This is a genomic window from Ruegeria sp. N7 (assembly GCF_056531345.1).
This window is the reverse complement of sequence record NZ_JBQFLR010000005.1, coordinates 1-16,244: the sequence shown is the minus strand read 5'-3', so window position 1 is coordinate 16,244 and position 16,244 is coordinate 1. Positions and strand designations below refer to the sequence as shown.

The window sequence follows — 16,244 nt, the reverse complement described above, 5'->3', positions numbered from 1 at the left end:
GTTAACACCCGGTTAACACTGCACAGACAAGCAGTTATGCTTGCTCTTTCTTCTTTTCCATGGCCTCGGCAAAGCGCTCGAACAGATAGAAACTGTCCTGCGGTCCGGGCGATGCCTCGGGGTGGTGTTGCACCGAATAAACCGGCCGGTCCGCCATGCGGATACCGCAGTTCGAGCCGTCAAACAGCGACCGGTGGGTTTCCACGACGCCATCGGGCAGGGATTGCGCATCGACAGCGAAACCGTGGTTCATCGACGTGATCTCGACCTTGCCGGTTTCCAGATCCTTGACCGGGTGGTTTGCGCCATGGTGGCCATGGTTCATCTTGACCGTCTGACCTCCCAGCGCCAGCGCCAGCATCTGGTGTCCAAGGCAGATGCCGAACACAGGCAGGTCTGTCGTCTCCAGAATCTCTTTGATCATCGGCACGGCGTATTCACCCGTTGCCGCCGGATCGCCGGGGCCGTTCGACAGGAACACACCGTCAGGTTGATGCGCCAGCACGTCGGCTGCGGTGGCAGTCGCGGGCAGAACGGTAACGTCACACCCAGCGGATGCGAGGCAGCGCAGGATGTTGCGCTTGGCGCCATAGTCAACGGCAACAACCTTGTGGGCAGGGGCCTTCTGACGCTGGTACCCATCCGGCCAGGCCCACCGCATCTCATCCCAGCGATAGCTTTGGGCGCAGGTGACTTCCTTGGCCAGGTCCATGCCTTCCAGCCCTGCAAAACCACGCGCCGCGGCGACCAGCGCCTCGATGTCAAAATTTCCCTCGGGATCATGGGCCAGCGCTACATGCGGCGCGCCCTGCTGGCGGATGGCACGGGTCAGGCGGCGGGTATCGACACCCCCGATGGCGATGCGCCCCCGACGCGCCAGCCAGCCCTTGAGCTCCTCGGCCGAGCGCCAGTTCGATGGCTCGGTCGGATCCCATTTCACGACCATGCCCGCCGCGACCGGATCACCGGTTTCGTCATCTTCCGGGTTCACGCCGACATTGCCGATATGAGGGAATGTAAAGGTCACGATCTGCCCGGCATAAGACGGGTCGGTCATGATCTCCTGATATCCGGTCATCGCCGTGTTAAAGCACAGCTCGGCCACGGTTTGCCCGGTCGCGCCGAAGCCTGCGCCGTAAAACAGGGTTCCATCGGCCAAAGCCAGACATGCGGTGGGCTTGGACGGGGCATTCGGGGCCATGGCGCGACTCTCCTGTAGGGTAAATCGGCGCATACCTAAGGGGGTTGCGCGTCTGGGTCAAGTCTGTTCAATTTTTGGGCTATTGTTGTTTTTCAATAGGTTAGCTGTATTCACCCCCGGTTGTGTCAGGCTTTTTGTTTCGATATGGTCGGGGTTCCGTTGTCATGGGGATGGACAAACCAAATGGACATGCGATCACGGGTGAATGCCGCCCTGAAGCAAGCAATGAAAGACAAAGCAGCCGAGCGTCTGTCGACGCTGCGGTTGATCAACGCCGCCATCAAAGACCGCGACATCGCGGCACGTGCGTCCGACAATGAAGAAGCAAAGGGATGCAGCGACGCAGAGGTTCTTGAAATCCTTGGTAAAATGACCAAGCAGCGCAAGGAAAGCGCCCGCGCCTACGAAGAGGGTGGTCGCCTGGATCTGGCCGAACGCGAGATTCGCGAAGTCGAGGTGATCGAGGAATTTCTACCCAAACAGCTAGACGACGATGAGGTCAGCAAGGCCATTCAAACCGCCATCACGGCAACCGGCGCGGGTTCGATCCGCGATATGGGTAAGGTGATGGGCGAGTTGAAGACGCGCTATACCGGCCGGATGGATTTCGGCAAGGTCGGTCCGATGGTCAAGGATCATCTGTGCGCAGCCTCAAACGGCGATTGCTGAGGCACTGGGCCCCGTGAATTGCTACTGCGCGACTGGCTCGCGCAGTCTTAGGACCAGCTCGTCATAAAGCGTGATCCGCTCATCTTCGGACAGAAACGCCCCGATTTCGACCTCGCGCCCGTCTCCGACAAGGGTGACATAATGCGGAACCGGGCCGCCTTTCTCGTGCATCGCGGGCCGTGCCCAATAGCGGTTGCAAGACCATTCGTGTTGCTCTTTGCCGGGGGTGTGGTGCACCAGCCGCGCATGTGTGCCCGACAGGGTCAGAACCTCGAAAACACTGCGGGCGCGGTAGTTGGTCTTGATGGCCAGCCACAGCCCCAGCACAGTGATCAGCAGGAACGGCAGCAACCCCCACAGGATCACGGAACCAAGCGTGGCCAGCAGCGGGATCAGGCCAAATAGGAACACCGACAGGATCGTGATCATCGCCCCCCGCGGCGGCAGCGAGTTATGCGGCCAAAGCCGCAGTTCCTGTTCGGTTTCCGAGGTCTGATTCCACGTATAGGGCATACCGCGAACATAGCGCAGCGCCGCCTCATGTCGACGGGTTTTGATCAGACGACGTGGCCGACCCGAGACCAGGACAGGGCGTCATCCAGACGATCGTCACCCCAGAACACCTCTTGCCGGACAACAAAGCTGGGGGCGCCGAAAACACCCAGTTTGACGGCGGTTTCGGTTTCCGCCTCAAGGGCCGCGACGATGTCGTCGCCCTGCGCGCGTGCCAGGGTCAGTCGGGGGTCCTGCTGACACCGCAAAAGCGCCTCGGACAGCGCACTTTCGCGACCGGCTTCCACCCCTTCCTCGAACCAGATGCGATAGAGCGTTTGGGTGAACGTCACGCCCCAGCCATCCATCATTCCAAGCAACGCAACCTGATTGGCCAGTGGCAGATTGGAAATCGGATAGGGCGCGGGCAGGTTGGCGTGGATGTGGTACTTGGCACAGCGGCGTTCGATGTCGCGCCACATGTAAGCCGATTTCACAGGCTTTCCGGCAAAAGGGATGTTCTGCTGGGCCGACATCACCGTGCGCACATTGAACGGGCGCCAGTTCACCGTGGCGTCATGCTGGGCACACCATTCGTCCAGACGCATCACGGTCAGGAAGCTGTACGTGCTGCCAATGGAATACCAAAAGTCGATCTCGGGCATTGCCGACCCTCCGACTGTTCCGTCCGCACATCATAGCCGATTTCGGGGCAGTTGGCGAACGCGGGGTGAGGGCAAAGAAAAACCCCGCCACCTGGGCGGGGTTTTCTTGGTTCAGATCGGGATCAGTGCGCGTGGCCCTTGTCCCAGTCTTCCTGCTTGGGCAGCTGCTCGAACGTGTGCTCGGGCGGCGGGGTGGGCAGGGTCCATTCCAGCGTATCGGCATACTCGTTCCAGTAGTTGGGCCGTGTCTCGCGTGCGCCACGCAGCAGGGCGTAGATCACGATGCCGAAGAACAGCAGGAACGAGGCGAACGAGATAAACGCACCGATCGACGAAACATAGTTCCACTGCGCGAACGCTTCGGGATAGTCGATGTAGCGGCGCGGCATGCCCTGACGACCCAGGAAGTGCTGCGGGAAGAAGGTCAGGTTGGCGCCGATGAAGAACATCCAGAAGTGAACCTTGCCCCAGAACTCGGAATATTGGCGACCGGTCATTTTTGCGAAGTAGAAATACATCCCCGCAAAGATCGCAAAGACAGCACCCAAGCTCATCACATAGTGGAAGTGTGCCACCACATAGTAGGTGTCGTGATAGGCACGGTCCACGCCAGCCTGCGACAGAACCACACCGGTCACACCGCCAACGGTGAACAGGAACAGGAAGCCGAAGGCAAACAGCATCGGTGTCTTGAACTCGATGGAACCGCCCCACATGGTCGCGATCCACGAGAAGACCTTAACACCCGTCGGAACCGCGATGACCATCGTGGCCAGCATGAAATAGGCCTGCTGACGCAGCGACATGCCGACGGTGTACATGTGGTGCGCCCACACGACAAAGCCCAGCACACCGATTGCGATAATCGCCCAGACCATCGGCAGATAGCCAAAGATCGGCTTGCGCGAGAAGGTCGCGATGACATGGCTGATGATGCCGAAACCGGGCAGGATCACGATATACACTTCCGGGTGGCCAAAGAACCACAGGATGTGCTGATACAGGATCGGATCGCCGCCACCGGCCGGATCAAAGAAGGTAAAGCCAAAGTTGCGGTCCATCAGCAACATGGTGATCGCGCCCGCCAGAACCGGCAGCGACAGCAGAATCAGCCACGAGGTGACGAAGATCGACCAGCTGAACAGCGGCACCTTGAACAGGGTCATGCCGGGGGCACGCATGTTCAGGAAGGTGGTGATCATGTTGATCGCGCCGAGGATCGAGGAGGCGCCCGATACGTGCACGGCAAAGATCGCAAGGTCCATGGACATGCCGCCCTCGGTCGTGGACAGCGGCGGGTACAGAACCCAGCCCACGCCCGAACCCATCTGATCGTTACCACCCGGGCTCAGCAGCGAGGCCACACCCAGCGAGGTACCGGCAACATAAAGCCAGAAGGACAGGTTGTTCATCCGCGGGAACGCCATATCCGGCGCGCCGATCTGCAACGGCATGAAATAGTTGCCAAATCCGCCGAAAAGGGCAGGGATGACAACAAAGAACATCATCAGAACACCGTGATAGGTGATCATCACGTTCCACAGATGCCCGTTGGGCGTACACGGGTCGGCCATGAAGCCTTCCAGGCACATGTACTGAACACCGGGGTGCATCAGTTCAAGCCGCATGTAAACGGTCATCAGAACCGAGATCAGACCGGCCAGAGCCGAAACGATCAGGTACAGAATCCCGATGTCCTTGTGGTTGGTCGACATGAACCAGCGCTGGAAAAAGCTGCGCTGGTCTTCATGGTCGTGACCATGAATGGCTGCGTCTGCCATTATAGGTGCCTCCTGTTGCAACTACACCGCGCAGCCGGACCTCTCCAACGCGCGGGATTCCTGCTGGTTTTAGAATGCGTAGGGGCGACCTTCAATGGCCGAGTTTGATCTGGATCAAGATAAATGGCCGCACCCCCCTTGAAAACGGGTGTTCGAGAAGCCGGGATCTGAGCGTTCGGGGGGGCTGGTGATACAGCGGGCCTAGCGCCTGTGTTCAGGTCGCCCGCAATGGGTCCGTCTCTCAAAGCTGACCGGAAAGGCGTGAACCTTTGCCTCTGGCCAATCACCCGAACCGAGGACAGGGAAGGGGGGAGCCCCGAGACCTTCTAAGACATTCGTGCTTGCGCAGCGAACTACCTGTGGCCCACCCCGCCCTTGTCGCGCACCTTGAGGCGCATCGAGTTAGCCTGCCATCTAATAGGCTCACACAGCGTTCGGAACACCTTGAAGAAATGCTGATCACTCGATCTCGTTTTTGAATATCCTGCCGTCCTTCATGATCAGGTCGAAGTTTGCATCGGGGTCCGCGACCAGATCGATATCGTCCATAGGATTGCCATCGACGAGGATCAGATCAGCATAAGCGCCTTCCCGGATCACACCAAGCGGGCCTTCCTGGTACGGGTGGCGCGGTCCGGCGAGTTCTATCAATTCAGCATTTGTCGAGGTCGCCATTTTCAGAACCTCGTATGGCGTGTACCAAGTCTTCATCTTCGCCAGGAATTTGCCTTGTTTTTTCGCAAGCTCCGCATCGAAAAGCATATCTGTGCCGAATGCGACCTTCACGCCGATCTCTTTGGCCATATCGATTGAGGTCGTGGTGCCATCAGTAACCTCCACCCATTTCGCTGTGCTAACTGGGTCGCTGAATGAGAAAGCGTCCTCGTCGTCAAGCAATGGCTGGACAGACAACCAGACGCCGTTGTCCTTCATCATCTGTAGGGTTTCCCTGCTGAGCAAATTGCCGTGCTCAATGGTTTTGACCCCGGCTTCAATCGCCATTTGGGCAGCTGCATCGGTAAAGATATGCGAGGCGACGTAGGTATTGTAACTTTCTGCAACCGCGACGAATGCCTTCAACTCTTCGAGCGTGTATTGGCTCATGTCGAGCGGGTCATAGACCGACGAAACACCGCCACCGCCAGAAATCTTGATTTGCGAAGCGCCCATGCGCATGACTTCGCGGGCGCGCAGTGTGACGTCGTCAACCCCGTCCGCGATCAGCATCAGCCCCACACGGTTCCAATACCAAAGCGAGTCACCCGGGTTTGAAGGCGCGTCCTGGTAGGCACCGTAGTCAAAATGACCGCCCGTCTGGCTAATCGGAGGGCCAGAAGGCACGATTCGTGGGCCGGGAATTTCGCCCGCATCGATCATCTTCTTTGTCGCGAAGGGATTGCCGCCGACGTCTCGCACCGTCGTGAATCCGCGCATCAGCGTGTCTTCCGATCCCATGGCACCCCGGATTGCGATCTCGAGTATATCTCCGGAAATCACGGTGGTTTGAGCCGCGCAACAATATGAAGTGTGCCAGTGGACGTCGATGAGCCCCGGTATCATCGTGCGCCCGCCACCATCGATGACTGTCCCGCCCGCTACAGCGAGAGGTTCCGTGGTAACCGCAGTAATCAAGTTGTTGGTTACGACGACATTCGCACCTTCCAGTAGTTGTTCGCTTTCGCCGTCAAACACGTTCACGTTGGTGAACAGGATGGATGATCCATCCTGAGACATTGCCGGTGACCAGGCCAAGGCTAACGACAGCACGGTTATTGGAATACGGAAGAGAGCCGGCATTTACGAAATCCTTCTGAAGTCTGAACGGTCTGAAGATGCTCTTTCACGCTATACCTGTATATAACTCTGATCAACTTCACGTTCCGACCGTCGGAAATCCCAAGAGCCGCTCTGACAACGTTAAAAGGCGTCGGCGCGGCCTAGTTGACGAACGTCAGCTTCGTCCATCTGGCGGACCTTTGACTCGACCTGGATGAATTTCTCAAAAACTTAACCAGTTTACGTCCGATTAAGAATTACGAAACCCGTGCTCTGCTGCGTAGGCAGGCATCACCTGTGGGGAACGTGCCGCATCTGTCTCTGATGATGTGATCTCATGCCAAATCCAAGTGTACAAAACGTACAACGCCCTCTGAAAACCCGGTACATTTTGTACATTCAGCCTTCAATCCCCCGGCTTGACCCGGCGGGGCGGGTGGACCACAACTCGGTCAAAAGCCCCTCAAGGAACGGATGGCAACCATGGATTATGATCCCGACAACATCTTCGCCAAAATTCTGCGCGGCGAGATACCTTCGTCAAAAGTTTACGAAGACGCCGACACACTGGCCTTCATGGACATCATGCCTCGTGCCGATGGGCATTTGCTGGTGATCCCCAAAACGCCCTGCCGCAATGTACTGGATGCCACGCCCGACCAACTGGTGGCGGTCATGAACACCGTTCAAAAGATGGCTCGTGCAGTGATGAAAGCCTTCGACGCGGACGGTGTAACCATTCAGCAATTCAACGAAACCGCAGGCGGGCAGGAGGTTTTCCATCTCCACTTTCACGTCCTGCCGCGTCATGACGGAGTGTCGATGCGCCCACCTGGTAAAATGGGTGATTTCGACCTGATTGCCGAACATGCGGAGAAGATAAAAATCGCTTTTTAGTCAATATCTTACGGTCTTTTTGTGAGGTGATAGTTCGGACAATTACCCACACTCGCCCGCGCATATCGCCGTGACCGGAGACAAGAACACCCGAAACCCTTCCTTGGGACCGACCAAGTGACTCCATAGCTGGACTACGCAGAAATCGCCTGCTCCCTTGCAACGCGAATTGGCCATAAGATTAAGCGGGAAGGGGGAAATGAATTGCCGTTCCGATTTGGGGTCGGAACGGCAGACTCGTAACCAAACACTTCTCGGATTTCGAGGGCGAGCCCTTGATCACCGGTTTAACATACCACTCACTCTTGATTGGCAGTTTCATATTACTCGTTAACAACTCCGGTGTATCCCAGAGAATTAAAATTTGCCTAAAGAATACCGTAAAACTGGATCGTTCTTGGTAAATTGCGACGTGTTTCGGAAACAGAGCCTTCCGCCCATCCATATTGTTGTATCAGGGAGCGACAGAATCTGATTCGACGACTGCTGAACCCCAGACAGAATCAGGTTTCCGAAGCGCCAAAAACCTCTTCAAAGGTTTTCTTCAAGGCCGCATCAAGATCATCCATTGTGACCGGAAGCCCCAGATCCACCAACGAGGTCACGCCGTATTCGCTGATCCCGCAGGGAACAATGCCCGAAAAATGCTCCAGGTCCGGTTCGACATTGACCGAAATGCCATGAAAACTGACCCATTTTCGCAAACGCAAGCCAATTGCCGCGATCTTGTCCTCTGCCGGTTTGCCGGTCACGGTCAGCGGTTTGTCGTCGCGCCGCACCCAGACACCAACGCGCCCGTCGCGTATTTCGCCGTGCACGTTGAATTCGGCCAGTGCTGATATCACCCAGTTTTCCAGCTGCTTCACAAATTGGCGCACGTCGCGCCCGCGCTTGTTCAGGTCCAGCATGACATAGGCCACACGCTGACCGGGCCCGTGATAGGTGTACTCGCCGCCGCGTTTGCTTGCATAAACCGGAAAGCGGTCAGGATCGGTCAGGTCTTCGATCTTTGCCGACGTGCCTGCCGTATAAAGTGGCGGGTGTTCCAGCAACCAGATGCACTCCGCCGCGTCACCGCGCGCAATCCCGGCGACGCGCGCCTCCATAAAGGCGGTGGCGTCGTCATAACTGGTCAGACCATCGGTGATTTTCCATTCCATGGCGGCCTCATATCCGCCCAAAGCGGGCAGGGGAAGAGAGGTCAGGCCGCTTCGGCCAAACACTGTTGCAGCACCCGAGAATAGGTATCGACCCCTTGTGCGCCCGTCAGCAGGTATTTTCCGCCAAATACCATGGACGGCACACCAGAGATCCCCCGGCTGGTCCAGAACTGCTGTTTCTCTCGCACCAAAGCGATATGCTCCCCGGTCTCAAGCACCTGCCGCGCAGTATCAGGGTTCAGCCCGGCAGAAGTAACAGCCTGCAACAGAACCTCAATGTCGGAAACGTCCTGTTGCCGAGTGAAATACGCGTCGAAAAGCGCAAGTTTCAATTGATGTTGCAGGCCCTGACCTTCGGCCCAATCCAGCAACTGATGCGCCTTGAATGTATTCACGATCCGGCTGTCTTCATCAAAGTTGAAGGTGAACCCCAGTTCCGCCCCGATCGCCGTTAGCCTGTCGCGTGCCTGCTGGCTTTGTTCAGGGGTCGAGCCATATTTCTCAGTGATGTGTTCCCGCAGGTTCTGCCCTTCAGGCGGCATGTTCGGGTTCAATTCGAACGGGTGCCAGCGAAGTTGGGTTTGGATGCCCTGCTGTTTCAAAGCCGCATCAAGCTGGCGAAACCCTACTATGCACCACGGGCACACGACGTCTGACACGATATCGACTTGGATGATTGGGCGGGTGTCGGGCGAGGTCATCTGCGGCTCCTGTCAGATCGAAACTGTGTTGTTTACCGGCTTAGATAAGGCTGCCGCGTGGGATTTTAAACCAGCGTGTTTTTGCCTCTTCACATCGCGCGCGCCAACGTCTATACGCCGCTCTACCAAGTCACTGGCAGTGCGGTCGTGGCGGAATTGGTAGACGCGCAGCGTTGAGGTCGCTGTGGGGTAACTCCCGTGGAAGTTCGAGTCTTCTCGACCGCACCATTTCACATTTTGATATGAAATCCGCTAGAAACTCAAAGATAACAGATGTTTGCGGAGTTCGATAACCATTTTCGCGGTCATAGGCCAATGGGGCTTTGAAGGCCGCTTTTATGATGGTTTTCTTCACGAGTAGTGATCCGTTTACATAGATGTTCCAAGGGCTTGAGAGGAATTCTCGCAAGAGTTCGATAATTTCACTAAGGCTGCGTGTGGGTTTGGTGGTGTGGGACAGCTTATCGGTCAGCAGCAGCTTGTCTTCTTCCAGCTTGGCGATCTTGGCTTCAAGCGCGGCCATTACCTTGGGATTCGAAGTCTCGATCATGCGCTCAACCAGCACATCTTGCTGCTTGTCCAACTCTTTGTGCTGGCGTTTGATTTCTGCCTTCGTCTGCTTGGCTTGATCCCCGCGCTGATCCCAAGCATCTTTCAACATGGACATCGCGATATCGAGCAAGTTTTTGCTTGGGGTCAGAGACCGCAAGATCGCCTCAAAGCCTGTGTCTATTTTCTCTGCACGAATACCTTTGCGGTACTCAGAACAGCCTTTCGTCTGGCAGTTGTAGTAGGGGTAGCGTCTGCCGGTAGCGCTCCGGGCATGGTACGCGGTCATGGGTTTGTCACAACACGCGCAGTTCACCGCGCCGCGTAGTGGGAAGTTTTCGTTGATGTCAGGACGCTTCGCCGCAACGCTCCTGCCACTACGCCGCTCTTGAATAACCTCATAGGTTTTGAGTGAGATCAAAGCCTCATGATGTCCTTCGCGGCGCGTGATGCCCCACGGCTCATGCTCAACATAGCCCGCATAGATTACGCGGTTCAGCATATCCGTCACCTTCTGCTGACGGATTTTCCCATCCGGCAGGTCTTTGGGAAAGTCAGGTTGGCTTTCTAAGAACCGTCGCACATCCGCCTGTGCCGAGAACCGACCAGAGGCATAGCCTTCCAATGCTTCCTTGATGATGGTCGCGACGGGTTCAACGCGGGTCAGCAATTTGCCATGCGATCCTGTCTTCTTGTACTCGTATCCGATAGGGGCAGCGAAGACGGAATAGCCGTTCATCATTCGCCCTTTCATGCGGTTGGAGGTTTGTTCCGCGTTCTTTTCGCGCTGATGCTGAGCCACAGACGCCAGCATGTGTTCCACGAGCCGCGAGTCGCTGTCCTCACCAAATTCAATGGACGGGCTTTCCAGAATGCCGCCCGCATCGCTGAGCGTTTCGCGCAGGGCAATATGAGCCTGCACGTTGCGGGCAAAGCGGCTGATGTCGTCAATGATGACCACAACGCTGTCCTTGGGGTGCAGACGCAGGAAGGCCAACATGCGATCCATTGCGGGGCGGCGTTCGAATTTGCCGGACATATCGTCCATGAACACCTCAACCACATCATAGTCTTTGTAAGTGGCGTATTCCCGACAACGGTTTTCCTGAGAGGCGAGGCCATCACCTTCGCGGACCTGCTTGGCCCCAGACACTCGCGCATAGATCACAGCCTTTGTTGGTTTTGGTGTTACTCCTGCCATTGGTCCTCCTCTGCGCGGGTCTGCGCCCATTTGTTGTTCAACAAGGATACCAAATCCGCGGAATCCTGATCCAATGCTTCTTCATCTTCTCCACAGATTTGCGGGATGGGGTGCAGGTCGTAACCGAGATCGACAAACATCACGACGATGGACCACAGAGTTTCGATCAGTTCCTGTTGCTGATCCAAAGGCATGTCGCTGTCTTCCAGCATTGCCGCGTAGACTTCCCAATCTACCGAGAGGCTGGGTCGAATAGGCATATCTTTTTTTTATCTGGCGGACAGGTCATGCACGCGCTCCTTTCTCTGAAATGTTTTGGTGATGGGTTCGTTCCACTATGGTCTCGCCATAGACTGAAATGAGAACAAATATAGAACATATAACCACATCATCTTGCCCCACGCAAGAATAATTCTTCAATCATCCTATGCGCTTAGATGTGACCTTACCGTGGCAGGCACACGATGGTCTCAGGTGAAAGGAGGGTGTAAACGGGTGATCGAGAGTGTTGAAACGATTATCCGATGGGGTTTTCCGGCCAGTTCTCACGGCCATGACGCACACGCAAAATTCTCACCATCCGGTTATCGTCAACCAGATAGATGATTACATGCGCATGCACCGGATGGATGCGGACGGGTGGGGTGATTTCATCTCGCAGACGAGCCATCTCTGGATTGTCGGCAATCAGTTCAATCGTTTGGTCTATTTTGTCCTGATAGGCTTCGGCCTGTATGACGCCAAAGTCTTGAACGCCATCAATATAGATTTGGATCAGATCGGCTTCCGCCTTTGCAGAAAGGCGATAGTTCATTCCGATGCAGCAATTCCAGCCTGTTGTCTGGCAATAGCGCGAATTTCCGAAAGGGATTTGTTGCTGTCTTCGCTGGCCATTGCTTCATCGACCAGACGTTGCATAGCTGCGATCTTGGAGGCACGGTCCTGATCATGGCGGATGAGGTCACGCATGTATTCACTGGCGTTGTCGTAGCGCCCGGATTTCATCTGCTGTTCCACCCAATCCCGCATGGGGTCGGGCAGGGAAATATTCATGCTGGCCATATCTGGTCCTCCTACGCATAGTATGTCACAAAATGACAAATATTGCCATAGGAACATAATCCTGATGTCATTTGAACCAAAGAGTAAGGCGCATAAAGCGAAGCTTTACAAAGCCCTAGTCGCGGCAGCGGAACTGGCAAATGAACCGTTTGATCAGTTCCTGCAAACTCCGTTCGATCCGGCTTGGAACCTTGCGGACAACTATCGGCGTAACCTGCAACGGGGGGAATATTCAGCGATACGGGCGAAGGTGCTGTATGACTTCCTGCTCAGTCATCACTTCAATATCGCGCATTTGGAAGCACCGGAGATATTCCCACAAACGCCTGAGATGAGGTGGCGAGAGATATTAGATGAAATGGCGACATCAGATCGGTTTCGATTGGCCTTGGTGTCGACGGCGATGGGGATCATTGAGCGCGAAAGCCACTTGAAATCAGCGGACACTGCTATTCGGCTTGGTGAGCGCTTTTGCTTCGAGCTCGATAGTGAGGCTGATGGGCACGTGGTTGCATTCCAGGGTGTGAGGGGGCAATGGCATAACATCCCGCTCGGCTCAGACGGTGAACCATGCGCTGAAATTCAAGCGGGTCAAAATCGCCTGCCAAAAACGATGGAAGGGAAACTTGATCCGCTGACTGAAAGCCAAGACCAAGGTTTGCATGAATTTGTACTTATTTCCAGCGATACCCCTGATATTCCAGCAAATATTGTTCAACTGAATATCTGGGTGAAAGAACACAACTGCTTAGTCCATAAAACTATGGCCAGATTCAGAGCGTAAAAGTACCAACCCAACGCGATTTACTGGCTGCGGGTTGGGTTCATTGAATTGAGTCAATATCCAAACAAGTTCTTTAGGCATACGAACAATGATGATGAAATAGCCCAAGTCAGCATCGCCACGGTTGCGACAGCCGCGAGCAGCAATACTCTTGCGAGACCCCGAATGATCTTCCAAGTGGGTCGCCAATTGGGGTGTTTTATTTCTGTCTGATCGCTAAATGTACCAAGAGGTGCCGTGAGGAAACGATCCCAAAGACCTCCACGATCCAGTTGAGTTCGTATATTTTTGGGTTCCAGTGCGGAGGAGTGAGAAAACAGCTGACTGTGCACGTTTTTTACACACAAACTATTGAAACCCAAGTAACCCGCAGGGCCTGAATCCGGGATAGCAAATTGTGCAACCCTCACGGGTAGGTCCTTCCCGCCGCTATGGCAAAGCACGGCTTCGACACGACCTGCGGCTATGTGTCTTTCCCAGTCATATTGGGGGGAGATTACTGATCCGACGCAAATCACTCTGCCGAACTTCTGATCCGAAAACTCCTGGGACAACAATAACTTTGAAAATAAGAGGCTACCGAAACTGTGGACGATCACATCGGGTGGTTCCGTTCGCGCTGACTTCTTTGAGTTCTCAATAGCAGATAAAATTTCTGCACCCAGCTTTCTGACCAGCTTTTCATGACGGAAACGAAAAAAAATCCCCAACCGTTCAAATCCATACTTGTAGATTAGAACTGGTGCGGCATACGCAAGTTTGTTTGAAATGCGCCAACTTAGTTCTTCTTGCCAAGGCCCCCTAGTGTTGAAGCCGTGAATGACTATCATCCAGCGAATGTCTCTACTTATTGGTGAACGAGTACTGTAGTGCCGCTGCTCAAGTGGTTCACCAGCATCTGCAAAGCTCTGGTCGCATACATTACATTTTTCTGCTTCAAGTTCTTCGCCTGTCAGCGGTCTCGATACTCCAGCTTTTTCACACGGTTCCGATGAGCAGTACTGGGCATCAGTGGAAAAGATTATTCCTTCTTCTAGAAGCTCCTCGAGAAGTGTAATCACTTCTTCAGTGCTGACTTTGTATGAGGCATCTTTTCTTATCAGGTCAGGGTCTAGTACTGATGATGTGTTGGTTTCCAATCTTGATTGAATAACCTCAACCAACTGTTCATCGTGACGACCAATGTATCTGGCAGGGTCAATTGTCATCTTGACGAATTCACTTCGTGTACAATCAAACTAACGTCTTCTCGTGTGCACTGAGCCCAAATTCTAATGCGGGAGTCCGTTCCTGAGCCCTCAACCTTTACTTGCCGAGAAAGGCCAGGCAGATTTTCTGAGTTGAAATGAAAAATTCCATCCGATGACGAAAACTGGTTTGCATCAATGCCGTTTTGAGCTTGCCGAATTGCCTCGATATCGTGAATCCCAGTTTGTGGAGCGGTTGCAACCAAATTGACATGACCTCCGTCCACGTTCATCTTGACTGAGTTAACCTTCAGCTCTGGTTTTTGATTGAGCTTGCTGAATGAGCTGCTTAGAGAAATTTTTTGCAACGGAGTGTCGGTCACAGAGAAGGTGTCCAGGTCTGACCAAATTTGTGCAAGAATCTCATCGTGGACCCCACTTTCATTAGGGTGCGTGATGAATACTGCGCAGAACGGGCTCTCAAACTCCCAAACGAAACGAGCAATTTTTCTTTCCGATTTCTCTCTATAGGCTCGAAATTCATACTCATCGCCATTGATGTCTTGTCTATAGTCTTTTGCCTTCGAACGTACCCAACTGTCTCTTCCTTCTCTCCACCCCAAGGACAGTTCTGTATCGCTCAGGGTTGCAGTTTTGAGGGTCAACTCATCTGGGAACTCGTAGTTCTCATGATCTTGTAAAATTGCGGAATGTGGTGACGCGTGCATGGCACCTGCAAGGTCCGCTTTTTCAATCTTAGGGAGTTCGAACAAATAAACATGCTGATTTCCCCAGCCTTCGATGTCGTGAAGCCACTTGTCGATCTTGGTTTGATCGATCAGACCTTCGTCAATCCCTTGACGAAGGTTAACAAGGAATTCCTCCTTGTTTTTCCCGATCCTCACACCGTTGTTGCGAAGAAGCTCCTTGATAAACTTGTTCCCTTGGGAAAGTACGATTTTTTCTGCAATTTCTTTTAGTTGAGCTGTATTCATATCCGCCGCGTACTACTCTATTATTATTCTCTTGTGTGCAAATGCATTCAAAGTATCCACTTACCTTGACACGGATGTGAGCACCTGTCGAGGTCTCTGGATTTTGTCAGGCTTAAGTGATCGGCTACTATACTTGGCTACCTTCTGTTCTATCTAGGGTCGAGTGATGCAAGCCGAGTACGAATGAATGATTTTGAGGCCCAAAGTTTATCGGGAAACTGCGTGGCTGAGGAGAAGAGAGCTTTAGGTTTGGAAGCTATCTGCAAGAAATGGTTTTAACGCTTCGTTAAAGGGCCACAATTTCGCCCACTCATTTGCACCCGTTGTAACCAGATCATCCCACTTGCCAAGTTTTGCACGGGTGATGTCAGCAAAGAAATCCTCGGGCGTGCCCAGATCGGTAGCGATGACTTGAGCACCCACAAAATTTGATAGCTCCACTACATTCCAGTACGCACGCAAGACCACGTCTGAATTGAACGCTTGAATTTCTGCGGGCGGGGGTAGGGGTACATCGCTTGTACTTGACTTGCTCTGTGGTGTGGTTTTCGTGTGTGCAGTGATTGACCACATCTCTGCTAGATGCCCCAATAGCTGAAAAATTCGCGTTGCTGCTTTCGGGTGGGTCACTTGATCGATGCCATTTTCGTTGTCGATCGTTTCGATGAAAATCATGATGAATGCTATGCTGGTGACTTTGGCCCGCAGCTCCGCCCAATTTTCGCGGGAGTACGCACCCAGCATTACTTCGATAGCTTCATGATCAGCTTGCAACTCAAAACACATCTGAGCGTTGGAACGAAGTTCTCCAGGATGAACGGTGTGTGAGCAGAGCTTTTTGATGGTGCGTTGGACGACACCAAAATTTTCTGCGAAAGAGAAATGCCCAAGGTGGGCGTGAGCAAATTCGTGCAAAAAAAGCCACGTGTACGCAATGGTATGATTGTACCCGTTAGGTTCCAGTTCTCGCCATTCATCTAGTCGTTCAACGAATGAAGAGGTGATTAGCATTTTCCGCCCATCATAGGTCAAAGAATGGACGTGTCGCGGTTTGCTGCCGCTCCTTTGATAGCATTTATTGCAGCAAAGGAGACGAACTATGGGACTGAAACGGACGGACGAAT

At 54.0% G+C, this 16,244-nt stretch carries 17 protein-coding genes, 1 tRNA gene and 1 pseudogene; 5 read left to right on the top strand and 14 right to left on the bottom strand.

Annotated features, from left to right (window positions below; all coding sequences use genetic code 11):
• Window positions 1–34: 34 nt before the first annotated feature.
• A complete protein-coding gene (carA, locus tag ACR0ES_RS08535) occupies window positions 35–1,201 on the bottom strand; it encodes a glutamine-hydrolyzing carbamoyl-phosphate synthase small subunit (protein ID WP_480870261.1) in 1,167 nt (388 codons plus the stop codon).
• Between the two features lie 183 nt (window positions 1,202–1,384).
• Between carA and ACR0ES_RS08530 the strand changes: the two genes are divergently transcribed.
• Window positions 1,385–1,870, top strand: a complete 486-nt coding sequence (locus tag ACR0ES_RS08530) for a GatB/YqeY domain-containing protein (RefSeq protein ID WP_267366166.1) — start codon at window positions 1,385–1,387, stop codon at window positions 1,868–1,870.
• A 21-nt stretch (window positions 1,871–1,891) separates the two neighbouring features.
• Here ACR0ES_RS08530 and ACR0ES_RS08525 read toward each other — a convergent pair whose 3' ends face one another.
• The 4 genes from ACR0ES_RS08525 to ACR0ES_RS08510 form a co-directional block, all read right to left on the bottom strand.
• Window positions 1,892–2,383, bottom strand: coding sequence for a DUF2244 domain-containing protein (locus tag ACR0ES_RS08525; RefSeq protein ID WP_209504230.1), 492 nt, complete (start codon window positions 2,381–2,383; stop codon window positions 1,892–1,894).
• A 44-nt stretch (window positions 2,384–2,427) separates the two neighbouring features.
• Window positions 2,428–3,027, bottom strand: a complete 600-nt coding sequence (locus ACR0ES_RS08520; protein WP_480773599.1) for a DsbA family protein — start codon at window positions 3,025–3,027, stop codon at window positions 2,428–2,430.
• Window positions 3,028–3,149: 122 nt separating this feature from the next.
• Window positions 3,150–4,808 carry a cytochrome c oxidase subunit I gene (gene ctaD, locus ACR0ES_RS08515; RefSeq protein WP_267366169.1) on the bottom strand — a complete coding sequence of 553 codons (1,659 nt, stop codon included), beginning with the start codon at window positions 4,806–4,808 and terminating at the stop codon, window positions 3,150–3,152.
• A 459-nt stretch (window positions 4,809–5,267) separates the two neighbouring features.
• Window positions 5,268–6,506: a metal-dependent hydrolase family protein gene (locus tag ACR0ES_RS08510; RefSeq protein WP_480481396.1), complete on the bottom strand. Its 1,239-nt coding sequence runs from the start codon at window positions 6,504–6,506 to the stop codon at window positions 5,268–5,270.
• A 561-nt stretch (window positions 6,507–7,067) separates the two neighbouring features.
• Here ACR0ES_RS08510 and ACR0ES_RS08505 point away from each other — a divergent pair.
• On the top strand, window positions 7,068–7,481 hold the full coding sequence (locus ACR0ES_RS08505; RefSeq protein WP_480537602.1) for an HIT family protein: 414 nt from the start codon (window positions 7,068–7,070) through the stop codon (window positions 7,479–7,481).
• Window positions 7,482–7,984: 503 nt separating this feature from the next.
• On the opposite strand, the gene lipB is transcribed toward ACR0ES_RS08505, so the two are convergent.
• Together lipB and ACR0ES_RS08495 are read right to left on the bottom strand one after the other, a co-directional pair.
• Window positions 7,985–8,641, bottom strand: a complete 657-nt coding sequence (gene lipB, locus ACR0ES_RS08500; RefSeq protein ID WP_480870258.1) for a lipoyl(octanoyl) transferase LipB — start codon at window positions 8,639–8,641, stop codon at window positions 7,985–7,987.
• A gap of 41 nt (window positions 8,642–8,682) precedes the next feature.
• The gene (locus ACR0ES_RS08495) at window positions 8,683–9,342 is read right to left on the bottom strand and encodes a DsbA family oxidoreductase (protein ID WP_480485965.1); all 660 of its coding nucleotides are present in this window, start codon (window positions 9,340–9,342) and stop codon (window positions 8,683–8,685) included.
• Window positions 9,343–9,483: 141 nt separating this feature from the next.
• Here ACR0ES_RS08495 and ACR0ES_RS08490 point away from each other — a divergent pair.
• Window positions 9,484–9,570, top strand: a tRNA-Leu gene (locus ACR0ES_RS08490).
• Window positions 9,571–9,793: 223 nt separating this feature from the next.
• Complete coding sequence (locus ACR0ES_RS08485; protein WP_480773601.1) at window positions 9,794–10,219, top strand: hypothetical protein; 426 nt, start codon at window positions 9,794–9,796, stop codon at window positions 10,217–10,219.
• Here ACR0ES_RS08485 and ACR0ES_RS08480 read toward each other — a convergent pair.
• The 4 genes and pseudogenes from ACR0ES_RS08480 to ACR0ES_RS08465 all read right to left on the bottom strand — a co-directional run.
• Window positions 10,121–11,092: pseudogene (locus tag ACR0ES_RS08480) on the bottom strand (recombinase family protein); the annotation flags it as partial. The gene ACR0ES_RS08485 and the pseudogene ACR0ES_RS08480 overlap by 99 nt on opposite strands.
• Complete coding sequence (locus ACR0ES_RS08475; protein WP_480773602.1) at window positions 11,080–11,352, bottom strand: hypothetical protein; 273 nt, start codon at window positions 11,350–11,352, stop codon at window positions 11,080–11,082. The gene ACR0ES_RS08475 and the pseudogene ACR0ES_RS08480, both read right to left, overlap by 13 nt.
• 257 nt (window positions 11,353–11,609) lie before the next feature.
• Window positions 11,610–11,906: a type II toxin-antitoxin system RelE/ParE family toxin gene (locus ACR0ES_RS08470; RefSeq protein WP_480773603.1), complete on the bottom strand. Its 297-nt coding sequence runs from the start codon at window positions 11,904–11,906 to the stop codon at window positions 11,610–11,612.
• Window positions 11,903–12,154, bottom strand: coding sequence for a type II toxin-antitoxin system ParD family antitoxin (locus ACR0ES_RS08465; protein ID WP_480773604.1), 252 nt, complete (start codon window positions 12,152–12,154; stop codon window positions 11,903–11,905). Before ACR0ES_RS08465 ends, ACR0ES_RS08470 begins: the two co-directional genes overlap by 4 nt.
• Window positions 12,155–12,218: 64 nt before the next feature.
• On the opposite strand from ACR0ES_RS08465, the gene ACR0ES_RS08460 reads away from it, so the two are divergent.
• Window positions 12,219–12,938, top strand: a complete 720-nt coding sequence (locus tag ACR0ES_RS08460) for a hypothetical protein (protein WP_480773605.1) — start codon at window positions 12,219–12,221, stop codon at window positions 12,936–12,938.
• 53 nt (window positions 12,939–12,991) lie between these two features.
• On the opposite strand, the gene ACR0ES_RS08455 is transcribed toward ACR0ES_RS08460, so the two are convergent.
• From ACR0ES_RS08455 to ACR0ES_RS08445, 3 genes are all read right to left on the bottom strand, one after another.
• Window positions 12,992–14,146: a hypothetical protein gene (locus tag ACR0ES_RS08455; RefSeq protein ID WP_480773606.1), complete on the bottom strand. Its 1,155-nt coding sequence runs from the start codon at window positions 14,144–14,146 to the stop codon at window positions 12,992–12,994.
• Window positions 14,143–15,120, bottom strand: coding sequence for a hypothetical protein (locus tag ACR0ES_RS08450; protein ID WP_480870255.1), 978 nt, complete (start codon window positions 15,118–15,120; stop codon window positions 14,143–14,145). Before ACR0ES_RS08450 ends, ACR0ES_RS08455 begins: the two co-directional genes overlap by 4 nt.
• 243 nt (window positions 15,121–15,363) lie before the next feature.
• Window positions 15,364–16,131 (bottom strand): hypothetical protein, encoded by a 768-nt coding sequence (locus ACR0ES_RS08445; protein ID WP_480870252.1) that lies wholly within the window; start codon window positions 16,129–16,131, stop codon window positions 15,364–15,366.
• Window positions 16,132–16,244: the final 113 nt, after the last annotated feature.

What these genes read in the sequence shown, in the direction of transcription:
- ACR0ES_RS08460 (WP_480773605.1), top strand. Translation starts at nt 12,219, where the DNA reads ATGTCATTTGAACCAAAGAGTAAGGCGCATAAAGCGAAGCTTTACAAA.
- ACR0ES_RS08445 (WP_480870252.1), bottom strand. Translation starts at nt 16,131, where the DNA reads ATGCTAATCACCTCTTCATTCGTTGAACGACTAGATGAATGGCGAGAA.
- lipB (WP_480870258.1), bottom strand. Translation starts at nt 8,641, where the DNA reads ATGGAATGGAAAATCACCGATGGTCTGACCAGTTATGACGACGCCACC.
- ACR0ES_RS08450 (WP_480870255.1), bottom strand. Translation starts at nt 15,120, where the DNA reads ATGAATACAGCTCAACTAAAAGAAATTGCAGAAAAAATCGTACTTTCC.
- ACR0ES_RS08470 (WP_480773603.1), bottom strand. Translation starts at nt 11,906, where the DNA reads ATGAACTATCGCCTTTCTGCAAAGGCGGAAGCCGATCTGATCCAAATC.
- ACR0ES_RS08465 (WP_480773604.1), bottom strand. Translation starts at nt 12,154, where the DNA reads ATGGCCAGCATGAATATTTCCCTGCCCGACCCCATGCGGGATTGGGTG.
- ACR0ES_RS08505 (WP_480537602.1), top strand. Translation starts at nt 7,068, where the DNA reads ATGGATTATGATCCCGACAACATCTTCGCCAAAATTCTGCGCGGCGAG.
- carA (WP_480870261.1), bottom strand. Translation starts at nt 1,201, where the DNA reads ATGGCCCCGAATGCCCCGTCCAAGCCCACCGCATGTCTGGCTTTGGCC.
- ctaD (WP_267366169.1), bottom strand. Translation starts at nt 4,808, where the DNA reads ATGGCAGACGCAGCCATTCATGGTCACGACCATGAAGACCAGCGCAGC.
- ACR0ES_RS08520 (WP_480773599.1), bottom strand. Translation starts at nt 3,027, where the DNA reads ATGCCCGAGATCGACTTTTGGTATTCCATTGGCAGCACGTACAGCTTC.
- ACR0ES_RS08495 (WP_480485965.1), bottom strand. Translation starts at nt 9,342, where the DNA reads ATGACCTCGCCCGACACCCGCCCAATCATCCAAGTCGATATCGTGTCA.
- ACR0ES_RS08525 (WP_209504230.1), bottom strand. Translation starts at nt 2,383, where the DNA reads ATGCCCTATACGTGGAATCAGACCTCGGAAACCGAACAGGAACTGCGG.
- ACR0ES_RS08475 (WP_480773602.1), bottom strand. Translation starts at nt 11,352, where the DNA reads ATGCCTATTCGACCCAGCCTCTCGGTAGATTGGGAAGTCTACGCGGCA.
- ACR0ES_RS08530 (WP_267366166.1), top strand. Translation starts at nt 1,385, where the DNA reads ATGGACATGCGATCACGGGTGAATGCCGCCCTGAAGCAAGCAATGAAA.
- ACR0ES_RS08455 (WP_480773606.1), bottom strand. Translation starts at nt 14,146, where the DNA reads ATGACAATTGACCCTGCCAGATACATTGGTCGTCACGATGAACAGTTG.